This window comes from Leisingera daeponensis DSM 23529, assembly GCF_000473145.1.
Classification (GTDB): Bacteria; Pseudomonadota; Alphaproteobacteria; order Rhodobacterales; family Rhodobacteraceae; genus Leisingera; species Leisingera daeponensis.
The window spans coordinates 1708507-1723406 of record NZ_KI421500.1 but is presented as its reverse complement, the minus strand read 5'-3'; the positions used below and the strand labels follow the sequence as shown (position 1 = coordinate 1723406).

13 protein-coding genes are annotated in these 14900 nt (G+C 67.3%); 5 read left to right on the top strand and 8 right to left on the bottom strand.

The genetic code is table 11. From position 1 onward, the window contains the following. Nucleotides 1-21 precede the first annotated feature (21 nt). A complete protein-coding gene (gene yghU / locus DAEP_RS0108825) occupies nt 22-897 on the bottom strand; it encodes a glutathione-dependent disulfide-bond oxidoreductase (RefSeq protein ID WP_027244401.1) in 876 nt (291 codons plus the stop codon). Nucleotides 898-1169: 272 nt separating this feature from the next. Here yghU and DAEP_RS0108820 point away from each other — a divergent pair, with 272 nt between their 5' ends. After that, the gene (locus DAEP_RS0108820; RefSeq protein WP_027244400.1) at nt 1170-1688 is read left to right on the top strand and encodes a YHS domain-containing (seleno)protein; all 519 of its coding nucleotides are present in this window, start codon (nt 1170-1172) and stop codon (nt 1686-1688) included. A 79-nt stretch (nt 1689-1767) separates the two neighbouring features. Here DAEP_RS0108820 and DAEP_RS23305 read toward each other — a convergent pair whose 3' ends face one another. After that, a complete protein-coding gene (locus DAEP_RS23305) occupies nt 1768-2163 on the bottom strand; it encodes a cupin domain-containing protein (RefSeq protein ID WP_051337349.1) in 396 nt (131 codons plus the stop codon). 199 nt (nt 2164-2362) lie between these two features. Continuing rightward, the gene (locus DAEP_RS0108810; protein ID WP_027244399.1) at nt 2363-2962 is read right to left on the bottom strand and encodes a GcrA family cell cycle regulator; all 600 of its coding nucleotides are present in this window, start codon (nt 2960-2962) and stop codon (nt 2363-2365) included. Between the two features lie 164 nt (nt 2963-3126). Here DAEP_RS0108810 and DAEP_RS0108805 point away from each other — a divergent pair, with 164 nt between their 5' ends. After that, the gene (locus DAEP_RS0108805) at nt 3127-3939 is read left to right on the top strand and encodes an ABC transporter permease (RefSeq protein WP_027244398.1); all 813 of its coding nucleotides are present in this window, start codon (nt 3127-3129) and stop codon (nt 3937-3939) included. 13 nt (nt 3940-3952) lie between these two features. On the opposite strand, the gene DAEP_RS0108800 is transcribed toward DAEP_RS0108805, so the two are convergent. Both DAEP_RS0108800 and DAEP_RS0108795 read right to left on the bottom strand, forming a co-directional pair. Continuing rightward, entirely contained in the window at nt 3953-5191 is a 1239-nt protein-coding gene (locus DAEP_RS0108800) for an MFS transporter (RefSeq protein ID WP_027244397.1), read from the bottom strand. 130 nt (nt 5192-5321) lie between these two features. After that, nucleotides 5322-6233 (bottom strand): DMT family transporter, encoded by a 912-nt coding sequence (locus DAEP_RS0108795; protein ID WP_027244396.1) that lies wholly within the window; start codon nt 6231-6233, stop codon nt 5322-5324. Nucleotides 6234-6661: 428 nt separating this feature from the next. On the opposite strand from DAEP_RS0108795, the gene DAEP_RS0108790 reads away from it, so the two are divergent. The 3 genes from DAEP_RS0108790 to DAEP_RS0108780 all read left to right on the top strand — a co-directional run bounded on the left by DAEP_RS0108790 (nt 6662) and on the right by DAEP_RS0108780 (nt 9807). Continuing rightward, complete coding sequence (locus tag DAEP_RS0108790) at nt 6662-7837, top strand: aspartate aminotransferase family protein (protein ID WP_027244395.1); 1176 nt, start codon at nt 6662-6664, stop codon at nt 7835-7837. Nucleotides 7838-7916: 79 nt separating this feature from the next. Further along, nucleotides 7917-8843 carry an ornithine carbamoyltransferase gene (gene argF, locus DAEP_RS0108785; RefSeq protein WP_027244394.1) on the top strand — a complete coding sequence of 309 codons (927 nt, stop codon included), beginning with the start codon at nt 7917-7919 and terminating at the stop codon, nt 8841-8843. Nucleotides 8844-9087: 244 nt separating this feature from the next. Then, nucleotides 9088-9807 carry an SDR family NAD(P)-dependent oxidoreductase gene (locus tag DAEP_RS0108780; RefSeq protein ID WP_027244393.1) on the top strand — a complete coding sequence of 240 codons (720 nt, stop codon included), beginning with the start codon at nt 9088-9090 and terminating at the stop codon, nt 9805-9807. 64 nt (nt 9808-9871) lie between these two features. Here the strand turns inward: DAEP_RS0108780 and DAEP_RS0108775 are convergent, their stop codons facing one another. From DAEP_RS0108775 to hrpB, 3 genes are all read right to left on the bottom strand, one after another. Continuing rightward, nucleotides 9872-11353 (bottom strand): inorganic phosphate transporter, encoded by a 1482-nt coding sequence (locus DAEP_RS0108775; protein WP_008556746.1) that lies wholly within the window; start codon nt 11351-11353, stop codon nt 9872-9874. Nucleotides 11354-11443: 90 nt separating this feature from the next. Then, nucleotides 11444-11902 carry an NUDIX hydrolase gene (locus DAEP_RS0108770; RefSeq protein WP_008556106.1) on the bottom strand — a complete coding sequence of 153 codons (459 nt, stop codon included), beginning with the start codon at nt 11900-11902 and terminating at the stop codon, nt 11444-11446. A 318-nt stretch (nt 11903-12220) separates the two neighbouring features. Further along, nucleotides 12221-14668 carry an ATP-dependent helicase HrpB gene (gene hrpB / locus DAEP_RS0108760; protein WP_027244392.1) on the bottom strand — a complete coding sequence of 816 codons (2448 nt, stop codon included), beginning with the start codon at nt 14666-14668 and terminating at the stop codon, nt 12221-12223. Nucleotides 14669-14900: the final 232 nt, after the last annotated feature.

Sequence of the window (14900 nt, the reverse complement as noted above, 5' to 3'; positions counted from 1 at the left end):
TCATCTCAGGGGGCGGAGCGGTTACTCTGCCGCCGCGTCCAGTTTGTCCTGGGTGCGGGTTTCGAAATCGCTGGCGTCGTGGCGCTCGTGCAGCTGCATATGCGGCTCGCCGAAGGAGCGGTTCACCATGCGGCCGCGCTGCACCGCCGGGCGGGCGTCGATCGCCTTGGCCCAGCGGACCACGTTGGTGTAGCTTTCGGCGTCCAGGAATTCGGCCGCATCATACAGGCGGCCCAGGACCAGCTGGCCGTACCAGGGCCAGATGGCGATGTCGGCAATGGTGTAGTCTTCGCCCGCGATATAGGTGCGCTCCGCAAGCTGGCGGTCGAGCACGTCAAGCTGGCGCTTGGCTTCCATCGCGAAGCGGTCGATCGGGTACTGCCACTTTTCCGGCGCATAGGCATAGAAATGGCCAAAGCCGCCGCCCAGATAAGGCGCGCTGCCCATCTGCCAGAACAGCCAGTTCAGGGTCTCGGTGCGGGCCGCGCCGTCCTTGGGCAGGAACGCCCCGAATTTCTCCGCCAGATGCACCAGGATCGAGCCGCTTTCGAACACCCGCACCGGCTCCGTGCCGCTGCGGTCCAGCAGCGCCGGGATCTTGGAGTTCGGGTTGATCTCCACAAAGCCGGACCCGAACTGGTCGCCGTCACCGATCTGGATCAGCCAGGCGTCATATTCGGCGCCGCTATGGCCTGCGGCCAGCAGCTCCTCGAACATCACGGTGGCCTTCACCCCGTTCGGCGTCGCCAGCGAATAGAGCTGAAAGGGGTGCTCGCCTGCCGGCAGGTCCTTGTCATGGGTGGCGCCGGCAACCGGGCGGTTGGTGGAGGCGAACTGGCCGCCATTGCCTTTTTCCCATTTCCAGACTTTCGGCGGGGTATAGGGGGTGTCGCTCATCTGTCGGGCCTTGTCCTGATTGTTTCCTGTTCCGGGTCACCCGCGCACGCTGGGGCGGCCGGCTCCGGCTGAGATAAGGGGTTATTTGCAAATTCCAATGACTGGAAGGTCTGCGCGCGGAAATTTTACAATCCGCTCACGCGCCTGTCCTCGGCGGACACAGAGCCGTGAGCCCCCCTTCGCATTTGCCGCCGCCGCGGTAATGTCAGTGCCAAGGCCGGTGCAGATGCCGGTGCCAAACAGAAGCGATCACCGATGAAAGGGATGATTTCATGAAGCGTCTTGTTTTTGCTGCTGCGGCAGCGCTGTCCTTTGCCCTGCCGGCCTTTGCCGGGGAGCAGTATGTCGACGGCACCGGCTATGCGGTGTCGGGCTATGACGTGGTGGCCTACCGCAGCCTGGAGATGAACCCGCCCGGCACGCCGCAGACCGCCCCGGTGCGCGGGCACGCGGATTTCACCGCGGACTACAACGGCGCCACCTGGGCGTTCTCGAGTGCGGAGAACCGAGACAAGTTCATGGAAAACCCGGCCTATTACGCGCCGCAATATGACGGCCACTGCGCCTATGGCGTGTCCAAGGGCGGCAAGGTGCCCGCCAACCCGAACCTGTGGCGCATCGTCGATGACAAGCTGTACCTGAACATCACCGATGTGGTTGTGGGGTTCTGGGAGGAAGACATCCCCGGCAACATCAACCTGGCTGAAGGCAACTGGCCGGGGATCGAGCCCAAGGCAGCCTCCGGCAGCGTCATTCCGAATTTCACGTCCGAGGGGCCGGTGGCGAACTGAGGCCGTAAATCCGGCAGCCCTGCGTCCGGGCGGACGTGGCGCAGGGCGGGGCGTCAGGGCGTCCTGCGGCGCTGTCCGGTTAGTTGCTGACCATCAGCGGCTTGCCGGCCTTGCCGATTTGAAAGACCACGATCTTGGCCCGGTCCGTGGTGCTGGCGTTTGAGCCGACCATGCTGACATTCGGCCGTTCGTAAAAGGCTTCGCCGGGGCCGTACTCAACGGGGTCTTCGCCGTCGATGTCGATCTTCACTGTGCCTTCAACCACATAGACGAAGACGTGCCCGGGATGGAAGTGATGGTCGGTCTCCCAGTCCGGGTCCACGTCGAAGACGACAATGTTGGCTTCGGTGCCGGGCATCCCGTCCAGTTCGGTTTTCAGGACCGGTTCAGAAACCGAATCCGCCGCTGCGGGGGCATGGGTCAGGGTGAGCGCAACGCCAAGAGCGGCACAGGCCGCGACTGCTGTGGGTTTCATTTCGGCCTCCTTGATGAAACAGGCCCGCCGCCGCCGAAGCTGCGGCGGACACCGCCATCATACACGTTTTTTCACGTTTCCGGGAGGTGGAGACAGGAGGGCGGAGGCGGGAGGCAAAGGCGGACAGACCGGTTCTCCGCAGCCTGCACGAAAAAGGCGCCCTTGCAGACGCCCTTGTTTCTTTCTCTGGGCGGTGCGCTCAGCGGCGGCGGTCGCGGCGCGACGACATTGGCTGGAAGGCCACGCCCACATGCGCCTCGCAATAGGGTTTGCCCTGCTGCGAGGGCAGGCCGCAGAACCAGAAGTCCTCGGTCGCAGGATCGCCCACCGGCCATTTGCAGGTGCGCTCGGTCAGTTCCATCAGGCCCAGCTTCTTGGCCTTCTTCTCGATCTCGTTCACCTTGGCCAGTGCCTCGGGGCTGATTTCATTGGCCGAGGGCTGCGGCGGCAGCGGCTGGCCGGCCGGAATGATCTGACGGCGCGCAGGCGTCGCCGGCTTGGCGTCTGCCGCAGGCTGGGCCGCGGCCGGGCGGGCCGGCTCTGTCTTGGGCTGCGGCTTGGGTTTGGGCGCGGCCGCAGGCTTGGGCGCGGCAGCGGCGGCGGGGGCTGCTGCGGGCTTTTCCTTGGGCTCAGCCGCCTTGGCGCTGCCGCTGTTGCGGTTGGACAGGCCGAGGCGGTGAACCTTGCCGATCACGGCGTTGCGGGTGACGCCGCCCAGTTCTTTTGCGATCTGGCTGGCCGACTGGCCTTCGCCCCACATTTTCTTGAGCAGTTCGACGCGCTCGTCTGTCCAGGACATCTGTTGCCTTTCCAAGCTAATAGCGGCCCCAGGGGTTCTGCGGCCGCCATCATATTCCGTGTGATCGCTCTATTTTAATCACTGCGGGCGGAGTTACAAGGCATCTTGCGCCTCAAGCGGCAGCCGTTATGCAGGCAAGACAGCAAAAAACGCAAGGGGACGGCATGGCGGATCGGGGATATCAGGTTGAACTGGGCGCGCGCAGGTTCGGGCAGGTGAACTGGCTCGGGCTGAAAGCGCTGGCCTGGCGCGAGGTGAAACGGTTCCTGGTGGTCTGGACCCAGACCCTGCTGGCGCCGCTGGTGACTGCGGCGCTGTTCCTGATGATCTTCAACATTGCCATCGGGCCGAAGCGCGGCGATGTGATGGGGGTGCCGTTCCTGACCTTTCTGGCGCCGGGCATCATGATGATGACGGTGATCCAGAACGCCTTTGCCAATACCTCCTCCTCCATCGTGATTGCCAAGGTGCAGGGCAATATCGTCGACACGCTGATGCCGCCGCTGTCGGGGCTGGAGATCCTGCTGGGCTACCTGGCGGGCGCGGTGGCGCGCGGCACTCTGGTGGCGCTGGGCATCGGGCTGGGGCTGATGGCGGTCCTGCAAATCGTGCCCGCGCATCCGCTGACGGCCTTGCTGTTCATCGTGCTGGGCGCGACCTTCCTCGGCGGCTTGGGCATTGTGGCCGGGGTCTTTGCCGACAAGTTCGACCAGATGGCGGCGATCACCAACTTCATCGTGACCCCCTTGGCGTTCCTGTCCGGCACCTTCTATTCGGTGGAGGCGCTGCCGCCGGTGCTGAAGGCAATCTCGCATCTGAACCCGGTGTTCTACCTGATCGACGGGGTGCGATTCGGGGTGATCGGGACCTCCGACAGCCCGCCGCTGCTGGGGCTGGCGGTCTGCGGCGGTGCAACCTTTGCCGTCTGCCTGCTGGCCTGGGTGATGCTGCGCACCGGCTACCGGCTGAAACCCTGACGCCGCGGCGCCGCTACTGCGCGGGCAGCGGGTCATCGGCAGGCAGCGGCGCGGCCCTGTTGCGTCCCAGCCGCGGATGCAGCTTGCCCGCCAGCAGGGCGGCAAAGGCCATGGCGCCGGCCCCTGCGGCAAAGATCCCGGCCAGCGGCGACACCATCAGCACCAGCCAGGCCGCCCCCGGCGTCACAATGCCGGAGATATCGCGGTAGCTGGAATAGACCGCCGACATCTCCGTGCGCTCGGACGGTTTCACCGCCATCAGAAACGGCAGCCCGCCGCAGATGTCGAGCAGGATCAGCGCCGCCGACCCGGCCATCAGCAGCGCCACCGACACCGCAGGCCAGCCCTGCAGCGCCGCCGCCGCGCCGAAACAGAGGGTGACGGCCAGGAACCCCGTGCGCACCGCGATCCGGATCGAATGCCGCTGCACCCAGCGCTGCAGCAGCGGCGCGGCAAACAGGCAGCCGTTGGTGATTGACAGCAGGATGCCGCCCAGTTCCTGCCCCAGCCCCTTCTCGATGGCAAAGATCGGCAGGTAAACCACATAGATCCACCAGCCGGAGGAGCGGATCACCGCAAACAGCCAGCCGGTCACCAGCCGCGGCTGCTGCAGGAAGCGCGGCAGGTATTTCAGCGGGCTGGAGGCGGGGCCCCGGGCACGGGCGATCTGCTTGCCGTTGCCCATCCGCATCCACCAGAAAGCCGCCAGCATCACGAGGGCCGCCGCGGCGGAGATCAGAAAGGGGGCGGGCGCCCAGACCTCCAGCAGCAGCACGCCGGTCATCGGCCCGGCGGTCCAGCCCAGTGCCGAATAGAACATCCGCGAGGTCTCGCATCTGCCCAGCTCGACCCGGGCGATGTAGTCCAGCACATAGGCGTTGAAGCAGACGAATGTGGTGACCGCCGCCATGGTGTTGAGCGCCAGCGCGGCCAGCACCGACGCGGGGCTGCCTTCGATGGCAAAGCCCGCCGACAGGACAAACATCAGCGCGCCCAGGCTGTAGGCCCAGCGGCGCGGCACCAGCCGGACCAGCGCGGGCACCATCAGCCCGGCAATCAGCGACAGCACGCCGACCGCGAAATAGGAGGCGGAGACCAGACCCGCATCCCCCAGCGCCCGGTACATGATCAGCGGAAACACAGAGATCAGCGTGCCGCGCACCACCGCCTCAAGCCCCGCCAGGATCCCGAAGTCCCGCACCGAGGGCACCGGCGCATGGCGCAGCCATTCTGGAATCCGTCTCTCATGCATCTGCGTGCTCCTGTCCTGCTAAGGGGCAGGGTGGCGCGCCGGGCAGGCGGAGAATGCCGGTTTTCGACGCAGATGTCGCCCATGGGCCAGCGGCGGAAATATCTTTCCCGCGGGCCGCGGTCCGCCGGGTCTACTTCCCGGCGGCTGCGGCGCGGCCCGCAGGCGGACGCACCCGGCCTTCGCGCCAGGCCAGCACGGCGGCCCCGGCCAGGATGATGCAGGCGCCGAGGACGGAGATGGCATCCGGCACCGCGCCGAAGCCAAGGATGTCATACAGGGCGGCAAACACCAGCGTGGCATAGCTGAAGGGGGCCACGAATGAGGCATCGGCGCGCGCCATGCCGTTGATGAAACAGGCCTGCGCGCAGGCCATCAGCAGCCCCAGCACCGCCAGCGCCGCCCATTGCGCGGAGCTTGGCATCTGCCAGACCGGCAGCACCGCGCAGCTGGCAATCGCCAGCCCCAACAGGTTGTTGACCCATAAGACCTGCAAGGGCGCTTCGCGGCCCGCCAGCTTCTTGATGAAAATCAGCTCCAGCCCCATCACTGCCGCCGCGCCCAGGGCCAGCAGGGCTGCGGGCTGGAAACTGGCGGGCGTGGGCCGCAGCAGAATCATCGCGCCGAGCATGGCAATCAGCGCCGCGCCCCAGCGCCAGGGGCCGACCCGCTCGCCCAGGAGCGGGATCGCCAGCAGCATGCCGAAGACCGGGTTCAGAAAGGTGATCGCGGTGGCATCGGCCAGCGGGATATAGGCCACGGAGGCAAACATCAGCGTGACACCCGCCCAGCCAAAGGACGTGCGCCCGATGTGATAGCCCCAATGCGGCCGGGTGAATTTGGGCCGCAGGATCAGCACCGCCGTTGAGATGGCCATGAAGGCAAACAGGAAGCGGCCATGGCTGATCTGCAGCGGGTGCAGCGGCGCGCCCAGCAAATCCGTCCCCAGCGCCTTGGCCATCAGCGTGGTGCCGGCAATGAAGGTTGTGGCTGCCAGGATCAGGGCAGCGGCCAGGGGCGGGTTTTCAGCGGTGTCGCGGCGCATGTGCAAGCGGTGCGGCAAGCCGCCGCGGGATGCAAGGGGAAAGGCTTCGGCCGCGGCTGTATTCTGCGGGCGCTGCCCCGCTTTCTTGCACAGGGCAGGGGCGCTGCCCCTCTTGGCCTCAGGGCCAATTCACCCCGGAGTATTTCGCCAAAGGTGAATGGGACGGGCGGCGCGCCGCGGCGGATTGGCGGATCGAATGACACAAATGGGGTTTTCTTTCGGCGAAACCTCCATTATGGAACCCATCCATGATCAAACGCGCAGATATCACCGTTTCGCGACGCCGACGCCGCCTGGCGTGACCGGCCCCTGATCTGTTGCGCCTTCTCTGCGGCGCCTCCCCCCTCGAATTCCATTGATCCACCGTTGACCCAAGGCCAGGCTTACGTCACAGCTTTGGCTTCTACCTTAGAAAAAGGATGATCCCGATGATCCCGTCCGTTCTGCCGACCTACAACCGTGCCCCGCTTGAGTTCGTCAAAGGCGAAGGCGCCTGGCTGACCACGGCGGACGGGCGCCGCTTTCTGGATCTGGGGTCGGGCATCGCCGTGAACGCGCTGGGCCATGCCCATCCGGCACTGGTGGAAGCGCTGACGGCGCAGGCGCAGAACCTGTGGCATGTTTCCAACCTCTACCAGATCCCGCAGCAGCAGGCGCTGGCGGACAAGCTGGTGGAGCACACCTTTGCCGACACCGTGTTCTTCACCAACTCCGGCACCGAGGCCTGCGAGCTGGCGGTGAAGATGGCGCGCAAGTATTTCCACGACAAGGGCCAGCCGGAACGTGTGGAGATCATCACCTTCGACGGGTCTTTCCACGGCCGGTCCTCTGCCGGGATTGCCGCCGCGGGCTCCGAAAAGATGGTCAAGGGGTTCGGCCCGCTGCTGCCCGGCTTCGTGCATCTGACCTTTGGCGATCTGGACGGTGTGACTGATGCGATCAGCGAACGCACCGCCGCGATCATGATCGAACCGGTGCAGGGCGAGGGCGGCATCCGCCCGGTCCCCGACGCAGAGCTGAAGGCGCTGCGCCGGATCTGCGACGAGCACGGCCTCCTGCTGATCCTGGATGAGGTGCAATGCGGGGTGGGGCGCACCGGCAAGCTGTTTGCCCATGAATGGGCGGGCATCACGCCCGACATCATGATGGTGGCCAAGGGCATCGGCGGCGGCTTCCCGCTGGGCGCGGTGCTGGCCACTGAGGACGCCGCCAGCGGCATGACCGCAGGCACCCACGGCTCCACCTACGGCGGCAACCCGCTGGGCTGCGCGGTCGGCTGCGCGGTGATGGATCACATCGCCGACGACGCCTTTTTGGCCGAGGTGAACCGCAAGGCGGGCCTGCTGCGGCAGAAGCTCGAAGGGCTGGTGGCCGACCACCCCGAGGTGTTCGAAGAGGTGCGCGGCGCCGGCCTGATGCTGGGCCTCAAGTGCAAGGCGGCGAACGCCGATGTGGTCCAGGCGGGCTATGGCAACGAGCTGATCACCGTGCCGGCAGCGGACAACGTGATCCGCCTGCTGCCGCCGCTGACCCTGACCGATGAGGACATCGCCGAGGCCGTCCGCCGCCTGGACAAAACCGCCGCCCAGGTCGCCGCCGCCTGATTTTCACCTTTTCATAAATACTCCCGGGGGTCCGGGGGCAGGCAGCCCCCGGCCTTCGCCAGCCAGAAGCGATAGAACTATGAACCATTTCCTCGACATTCACAAAACCGGCCCTGCCGATCTGCGCGCAATCATCGATCAGGCCAAGGCCACCAAGCAGGCGCGCCTTGGCCGCCCCAAGGCCGCACTGGATGATGAGCTGCCGCTGAAAGACAAGATGGTGGCGCTGATCTTCGAGAAACCCTCGACCCGGACCCGGGTGTCCTTCGACGTCGGCGTGCGCCAGATGGGCGGCCAGACCATGGTGCTGTCGGGCAAGGACATGCAGCTGGGCCATGGCGAGACCATTGCCGACACCGCACGCGTCCTCAGCCGCTATGTCGACATGATCATGATCCGGACCTTTGACGAGACCGTGCTGACCGAGATGGCGGAATACTCGGACGTGCCGGTGATCAACGGCCTCACTGACCGCACCCACCCCTGCCAGATCATGGCTGACGTGCTCACCTACGAAGAGCACCGCGGCCCGATCCAGGGCAAGAAGGTGGTCTGGTGCGGCGACGGCAACAACGTCTGCGCGTCCTTCCTGCATGCGGCCGGCCAGTTCGGCTTCGACCTCACCTTTGCAGGCCCGGCGCAGCTGGACCCGGAGGAGGAATTTGTCGGCCTGGCGCGCAAGGCGGGCTCCAAGGTGGTGATCGAGCGCGACGCGGCCAAGGCGGTCGAGGGCGCGGACCTGGTGGTCACCGACACCTGGGTGTCGATGCATGACAGCCAGTCCTCCAAGGAACGCCGCCACAACATGCTGCGGCCCTATCAGGTCAATGCGGAGCTGATGTCGCACGCCAAGCCGGATGCGCTGTTCATGCACTGCCTGCCGGCCCACCGCGAGGAGGAGGCGACCAGCCAGGTGATGGACGGGCCGAACTCGGTGATCTTTGACGAGGCCGAAAACCGGCTGCACGCGCAGAAGGCCATCATGCGCTGGTGCGCCGGCAGCTGAGGCCGGCGCCTGCATAGCCGCCTGCACAGCCAAGCTTGAGGCCAGAGGGCCGCCGGCAGGGCGGGGCTCTCCCGCCCGCCGCGCCCCCTTCGCTGGAAGGGGGCGTGCCGGTTGGGCGTGGCGCCGGGCCTGCGGCCCGGCGCGGTGCCCGGACCGCAAGGGGGTGCGTTTAAGCCCCCGAACCCCTTGTCTGGGGGGCGCATTGCCGCCACCATCCTGCTGCCGGACAGGGGGAGGTTCCGCGATGGCAGACACATCATCAAAACCGCTTGCACTGATCGTCGGCGCAGGGGCGGGCCTGTCGGCCTCCCTTGCCCGGGCGCTGTCCCGGGAGGGCTATGCGCTGCATCTGGCGGCGCGGAGTACTGATAAGCTGCACGGGCTGGCGGCGGAAACCGGCGCCGCGTTGCACGTGCTCGACGGCACGGACGCTGCAGGAACTGCTGCCCTTGTCGGCAATCTGCCGGGCGATCTGCGGGTGGCCTGCTATAACCCGTCTGCCCGTGTCCGCGGCCCGGTGGCAGAGCTGGAACCGGAAGCGGTGCGCAAGGCGGTGGAGGTCACCGCTTATGGCGCTTTCCTGCTGGGGCAGGCGGCGGCCCGGCGGATGCTGGCGCAGCAGCCCGAAGACGGGCGGCGCGGCACCATCCTGTTCACCGGCGCCTCGGCCGGGGTGAAGGGCTTTGCCCAGTCGGCGCCCTTTGCCATGGGCAAATTCGCGCAGCGCGGGCTGGCGCAATCAATGGCGCGGGAGCTGCACCCCAGGGGCATCCATGTCGCCTGGGTCAATATCGACGGCGGCATCCGAAACGCCGCGCGGCCCGAGCGGACAGAGGCCGCGGACAGCCCGGACAGTATGCTGGACCCGGAGGCGATAGCCCGCGAGTATATGCACCTGATTAACCAGCACCGCTCGGCCTGGAGCGACGAATTGGTGCTGCGGCCCTGGGTGGAAAGGTTCTGAGCGCAAAAGAAAAGCCCCCGCAGGCGGATGCTGCGGGGGCTTTCTGATGTCACGGGCAGAACTGTCAGCCGATGAAGGTGTTCAGCAGCAGGTAGATCACCGCCGACAGCAGCGCGGCGGCCGGAACGGTGATCACCCAGGCGGCCACGATGGTCATGAAGTGGCTGCGGCGCACCAGCTTGCGGCGGCGGCGCTCCTCCGGCGCGATGCGTTTCTCTGCCGGGCGGCCTGCGGCGGTTTTCTTCAGGCGGCGCTCCATGTGCCACTCGCGGAAGAAGCCGACGCCGAACACCGCACCTACCGCGATATGGGTGGAGGAGACCGGCAGGCCCAGCCAGCTGGCCACGATCACGGTGATCGCTGCGGACAGCGACACGCAGTAGGCGCGCATCGGGTTCAGCTTGGTGATCTGGCTGCCGACCATGCGGATCAGCTTGGGGCCGAACAGGAACAGGCCGAAGGAGATGCCGAAGGCGCCGATCACCATAACCCAGGTCGGGATCGCGACTTTGGTGGCAAAGTCGCCGAACTCGGTTGCGTGCACGATGGCGGCCAGCGGGCCGACCGCATTGGCCACGTCGTTGGCGCCATGGGCGAAGGACAGGAGCGCGGCAGAGATCACCAGCGGCAGGCCGAACAGCGCCTTCAGCGACTTGTTGCGGTTCTCCATGCCCTTGGACTGGCGCTTGATCAGCGGCGCGGTGATCACATAGGACAGGGCGCCAACGCCGGCGCCGATCAGCAGCGCGGTTTCCAGGTCGATCTTGACGATCTTCTTCAGGCCCTTGAGGGCCAGATAGGAGGCAAAGGCGCCTGCCATGATCGCGACCAGCACCGGCACCCAGCGGCGGGCGGCGGCGATCTTGTCGTCCTGATAGATGATCTTGGCCTTGATGAAGGCCAGGAACAGGGCGGCAATCACCCCGCCCAGCACCGGCGAGATCACCCAGCTCGCGGCGATCTTGCCCATGGTGGGCCAGTTCACCGCGGCGGTGCCTGCGGCGGCCACGCCTGCGCCCAGAACGCCGCCCACGACCGAGTGGGTGGTGGACACGGGCGCGCCGACCCAGGTGGCCAGGTTCACCCACAGCGCCGAGGAGATCAGCGCCGCCATCATCGCCCAGATGAAGACGTTGCTGCTGGACACCGCGGCCGGGTCGATGATGCCCTTGGAGATGGTCGAGACCACATCGCCGCCCGCCAAGAGCGCGCCGGCGCTTTCGGCAACGGCGGCAATCACGATGGCGCCGCCCATGGTCAGCGCGTTGGCGCCCACTGCCGGACCCATGTTGTTGGCCACGTCATTGGCGCCGATGTTGATCGCCATGTAAGCGCCAAAGGCAGCGGCGGCGATCACCACCATGCTCATGGCGGAGCCGCCGAAGAAGACACCGGCGCCGAGGCCTGCCAGCACGATGAAGGCCAGCGCAATGCCCGGCGCCACCAGCGGGCGGGAGACATAGGCGGTGGCGAGTTCGAGCTGGGAGATCCGGTTCAGGTCCTTGTCCAGCGTGGTCCATTGCGTGCGCTGGGGTGCATCGCTCATAGTCGTATTCCTGATTCTGAGGTCTGCGGACGCGCCTAACCCCGCTGCGGGAGCGGTTCAAGCGTTTGACATGAAAATGTCACATAACTTTTACAATTGACGCAGCAGCGCCTGCAGCTGCGGCTCCTGCACCAGTTCCGCGGCCTCCTCCGGGCGCATCCACCGGCGGGTGCGCTGGTGGGACTCGGGGTAATCATCGGCAAGCGCCTCGACTTCCGCGGCAAAAATCAGCGTGGTCACCGGCTCATCGGCGCCGTGGCCGCGGCGCTTGAGGTAATTGAACTCGCCTATCGGCTGTTTGGAAACGCGGGCGGAGCGCACGCCGGCCTCTTCCCAGGCTTCCTGCAGCGCCGAGGCCGGCCCGTCCTTGCCCTCGACCGGCCAGCCCTTGGGGATGATCCAGCGGCCGGTGCCGCGGCTGGTGATCATCAGCACCTCCTTGCCGTGCGCGCGGGTGCGGTAGCACAGGGCGGCAACTTGCAGGCGGTTCGGTCGTTTCAGCATCGGCCTGAGGATTTCCTCCCAGGCGCGCGTCAGGGTGCGGGTCATGTCTGCTCAGCCATTGGTGTGGGGTTGGCCCCGTGTTCTTGTGTGCAGTTGCGGAAAGGTATGCAGGCTTGCCCGCAATATCAAGGCTGCCGCTTGAACGGCGCCGTCCCGCGCGGTTTTGCGGCTGCGGATTGACGGCCCGTTTGCGGCATCCTGCGCAGTCTGGCAGGCAAGGGTGAAAAAAGCACTTACCAGGCAGGTTCCGGTGCGGCGGCGGCGCTCCCGCCCGCTGTCCGCGCATCGCAGATGCCGCCGCCAGCCGTTGGGCCGGGCAGCGCGCCTGCGGCCCGCTGCGGGCCTGCGCCGCGCTGCAATGGGCTATTTCCGCCGTTTCGCGCGCAGGGTCGGGTCTTCCTGCGTGGGGTCCTCGGGCCAGGGGTGCTTGGGGTATTGCGCCCGCATGTCCTTTCGCACATCCGCATAGGAGCCGGCCCAGAAGCCGGGCAGGTCGCGGGTGATCTGGATCGGGCGCTGGGCCGGCGACAAGAGCGACACCTTCAGCGGCACGCCGCCTGCGGACGGATGGCGGGTCACCCCGAACATTTCCTGCAGGCGGACCGAGATTTCGGGGATCTCGCCGTCATAGCTGATCGGGATCTTGCGCCCCAGCGGCGTGATGAAACTGCCCGGCGCCTCGCGGTCCAGCAGGTGCGTCTGCTCCCAGCTGAGCGCCGCCTTGAGCGCGGGCAGCAGATCGAAGCGCTTCCAGTCCTCCGCCGATTTCACCCCGCCGAGCATCGGCAGCAGCCAGTCCTCCAGCGTGTCCGTCAGGCCGGGGAGGGAGAAATCAGGCAGATCGAAACCTTCCGCCCGCACCAGCTCCACCCGCGCCGCCAGCCGCGCCGCAGCGCCCGTCAGCCGCAGGCCCAGGTCGCGCACCCCGTCCAGCATCGCCCGCGCCACGGCGTCCGGCGGCACGTCTTTCCAGATCCGGTCGTCCAGCACCATGGCGCCAAAGCGCTCCTGCTGGCGCGCCGCCACCCGGCGGTCGCGTTTCGACCACGCGCAGACATCCGTCCAGACGATCTGATCCGCAAACAGTTCGCGGATTTCCGGCAGGGAAATCTGCGCCGCCATCCGGATCTTCGCCTCGCGCGGGTTGCCGTCGGTGTCGAGCGCCACGATGAACGGTGCGCCTGCCAGCGTATCGCCGCCGTCGAGGATGGCGCCCTTGCCGCCCGACAGCACAAAGCGCGGGTTGTCGCCCTTGCGGCGCTGGCCCACACGGTCGGGATAGGCCAGTGCCGCCATCATGGCGGCGGACAGCCCCGCATCCCGGCGGCCCGCCTGTTTCTCCAGCCGCCGCGCCTCGCTCTTGATGCGCTCTACGACCGGGCGGTTCAGCTGATAGGGGTGGCTGCGCTCAAACCCCTTGATGTCCCTCAATGCCTTCAGCCGCAGCGACAGATCCGCAGGCGCGCCGCGCAGCGGATCGCGCTCGCCCAGAAGCGCGGCCAGGGGTGCCGCCGCGGGTCCGGCCTGCAACAGCATATGGCCAAGCCGCGGATGCAGCGGCAGGGTGGCCAGCGCCTTGCCATGCCCGGTGATCCGCCCCTGCGCGTCCAGCGCCCCCAGCATGTGCAAAAGCGCCTGCGCCTCTGCCAGCGCGCCTGCGGGCGGCCGGCTCAGGAACGAGAGGTCCTCCGGCGCCGCGCCCCAAAGGGCCAGCTCCAGCGCCAGCGCAGTGAGGTCGGCGCTTTCGATCTCGGCCGGCGGAAACGCCATCAGCGCGCCTTCCTCGCCCTTGGTCCACATCCGGTAGCAGATGCCCTCCGCCACCCGCCCCGCGCGGCCCTGGCGCTGGGTGGCCTCGGCGCGGGTCACCTTCTCCGTCACCAGCCGCGACATGCCGGAGCCGGGATCGAACCGCGCGCGGCGCGCCTGGCCCATATCCACCACCACCCGGATGTCCTGAATGGTCAGCGAGGTCTCGGCGATGGAGGTCGCCAGCACCACCTTGCGGCCCTGCGCCTCGGGCTGGATCGCCGCGCGCTGCTCGGCAAAGGGCAGGGCGCCGAACAGCGGGCGGATATGGCAATGGCCGGGCAGGCGCTTCTCCAGCGTCGCGGCGGCGCGGCGGATCTCGCCCTCGCCGGGCAGGAACACCAGGATGCCGCCGCCGGTGGCCTTTGTGTCTCTCTCCGCCTGCACCACCAGATCGGCCAGCGCATCCGCGCGCCGTCCTTGCGCGGGCAGGGGGCGCTCCAGCCAGCGGGTTTCCACCGGATAGCTGCGCCCCTCAGACGTTACCATCGGCGCGTCCATCAGCGCCGCCACCGGTTCGGCGTCCAGCGTCGCCGACATCGCCAGCAGCATCAGGTCCTCGCGCAGCGCGCCCGCCACCTCCAGGCACAGCGCCAGCCCCAGATCGGCGTTCAGGGAGCGTTCGTGGAATTCGTCAAAGATCACCGCGCCGACGCCGGGCAGGTCCGGGTCCGATTGCAGCATCCGGGTCAGGATGCCCTCGGTCACCACCTCGATGCGGGTCGATTTCGAGACCTTGGCATCGCCCCGCACCCTGTAGCCGACGGTCTGGCCCGGTTTCTCCCCCAGCGTCTCCGCCATCCGCTCCGCCGCGGCGCGGGCGGCGAGGCGGCGCGGTTCCAGCATGACGATGCGGCCTGCGGTCAGGCCGGCCTCCAGCATCGCCAGCGGCACCCGCGTGGTCTTGCCCGCACCGGGCGGCGCCTGCAGCACGGCACGGCCGCGGGCGCGCAGGGCGTCCAGGAGGTCGGGGAGGGCGTCTTCGATCGGCAATCTGGTCATGCCCGCCTTATCGCCAAAGGGGCGGGGGAGGTCTAGCGGTGTGTATGGAGCCTTGCCTCGGAAACACGCGCTAAGGGCAGAGCCCGTCCGCGGGCGGAAGCGAAGCGCCCGCCGTTTTGCCGGAGGCAAACCTCCGGTTTGACGGGGGCGGACGGGCGCTGCCCGGCGTGCAGCCGGGCGGACCAGCCCATTTGCGTGATAGTTTTGAAACGCCTTTGGGGTGTCGATCCGT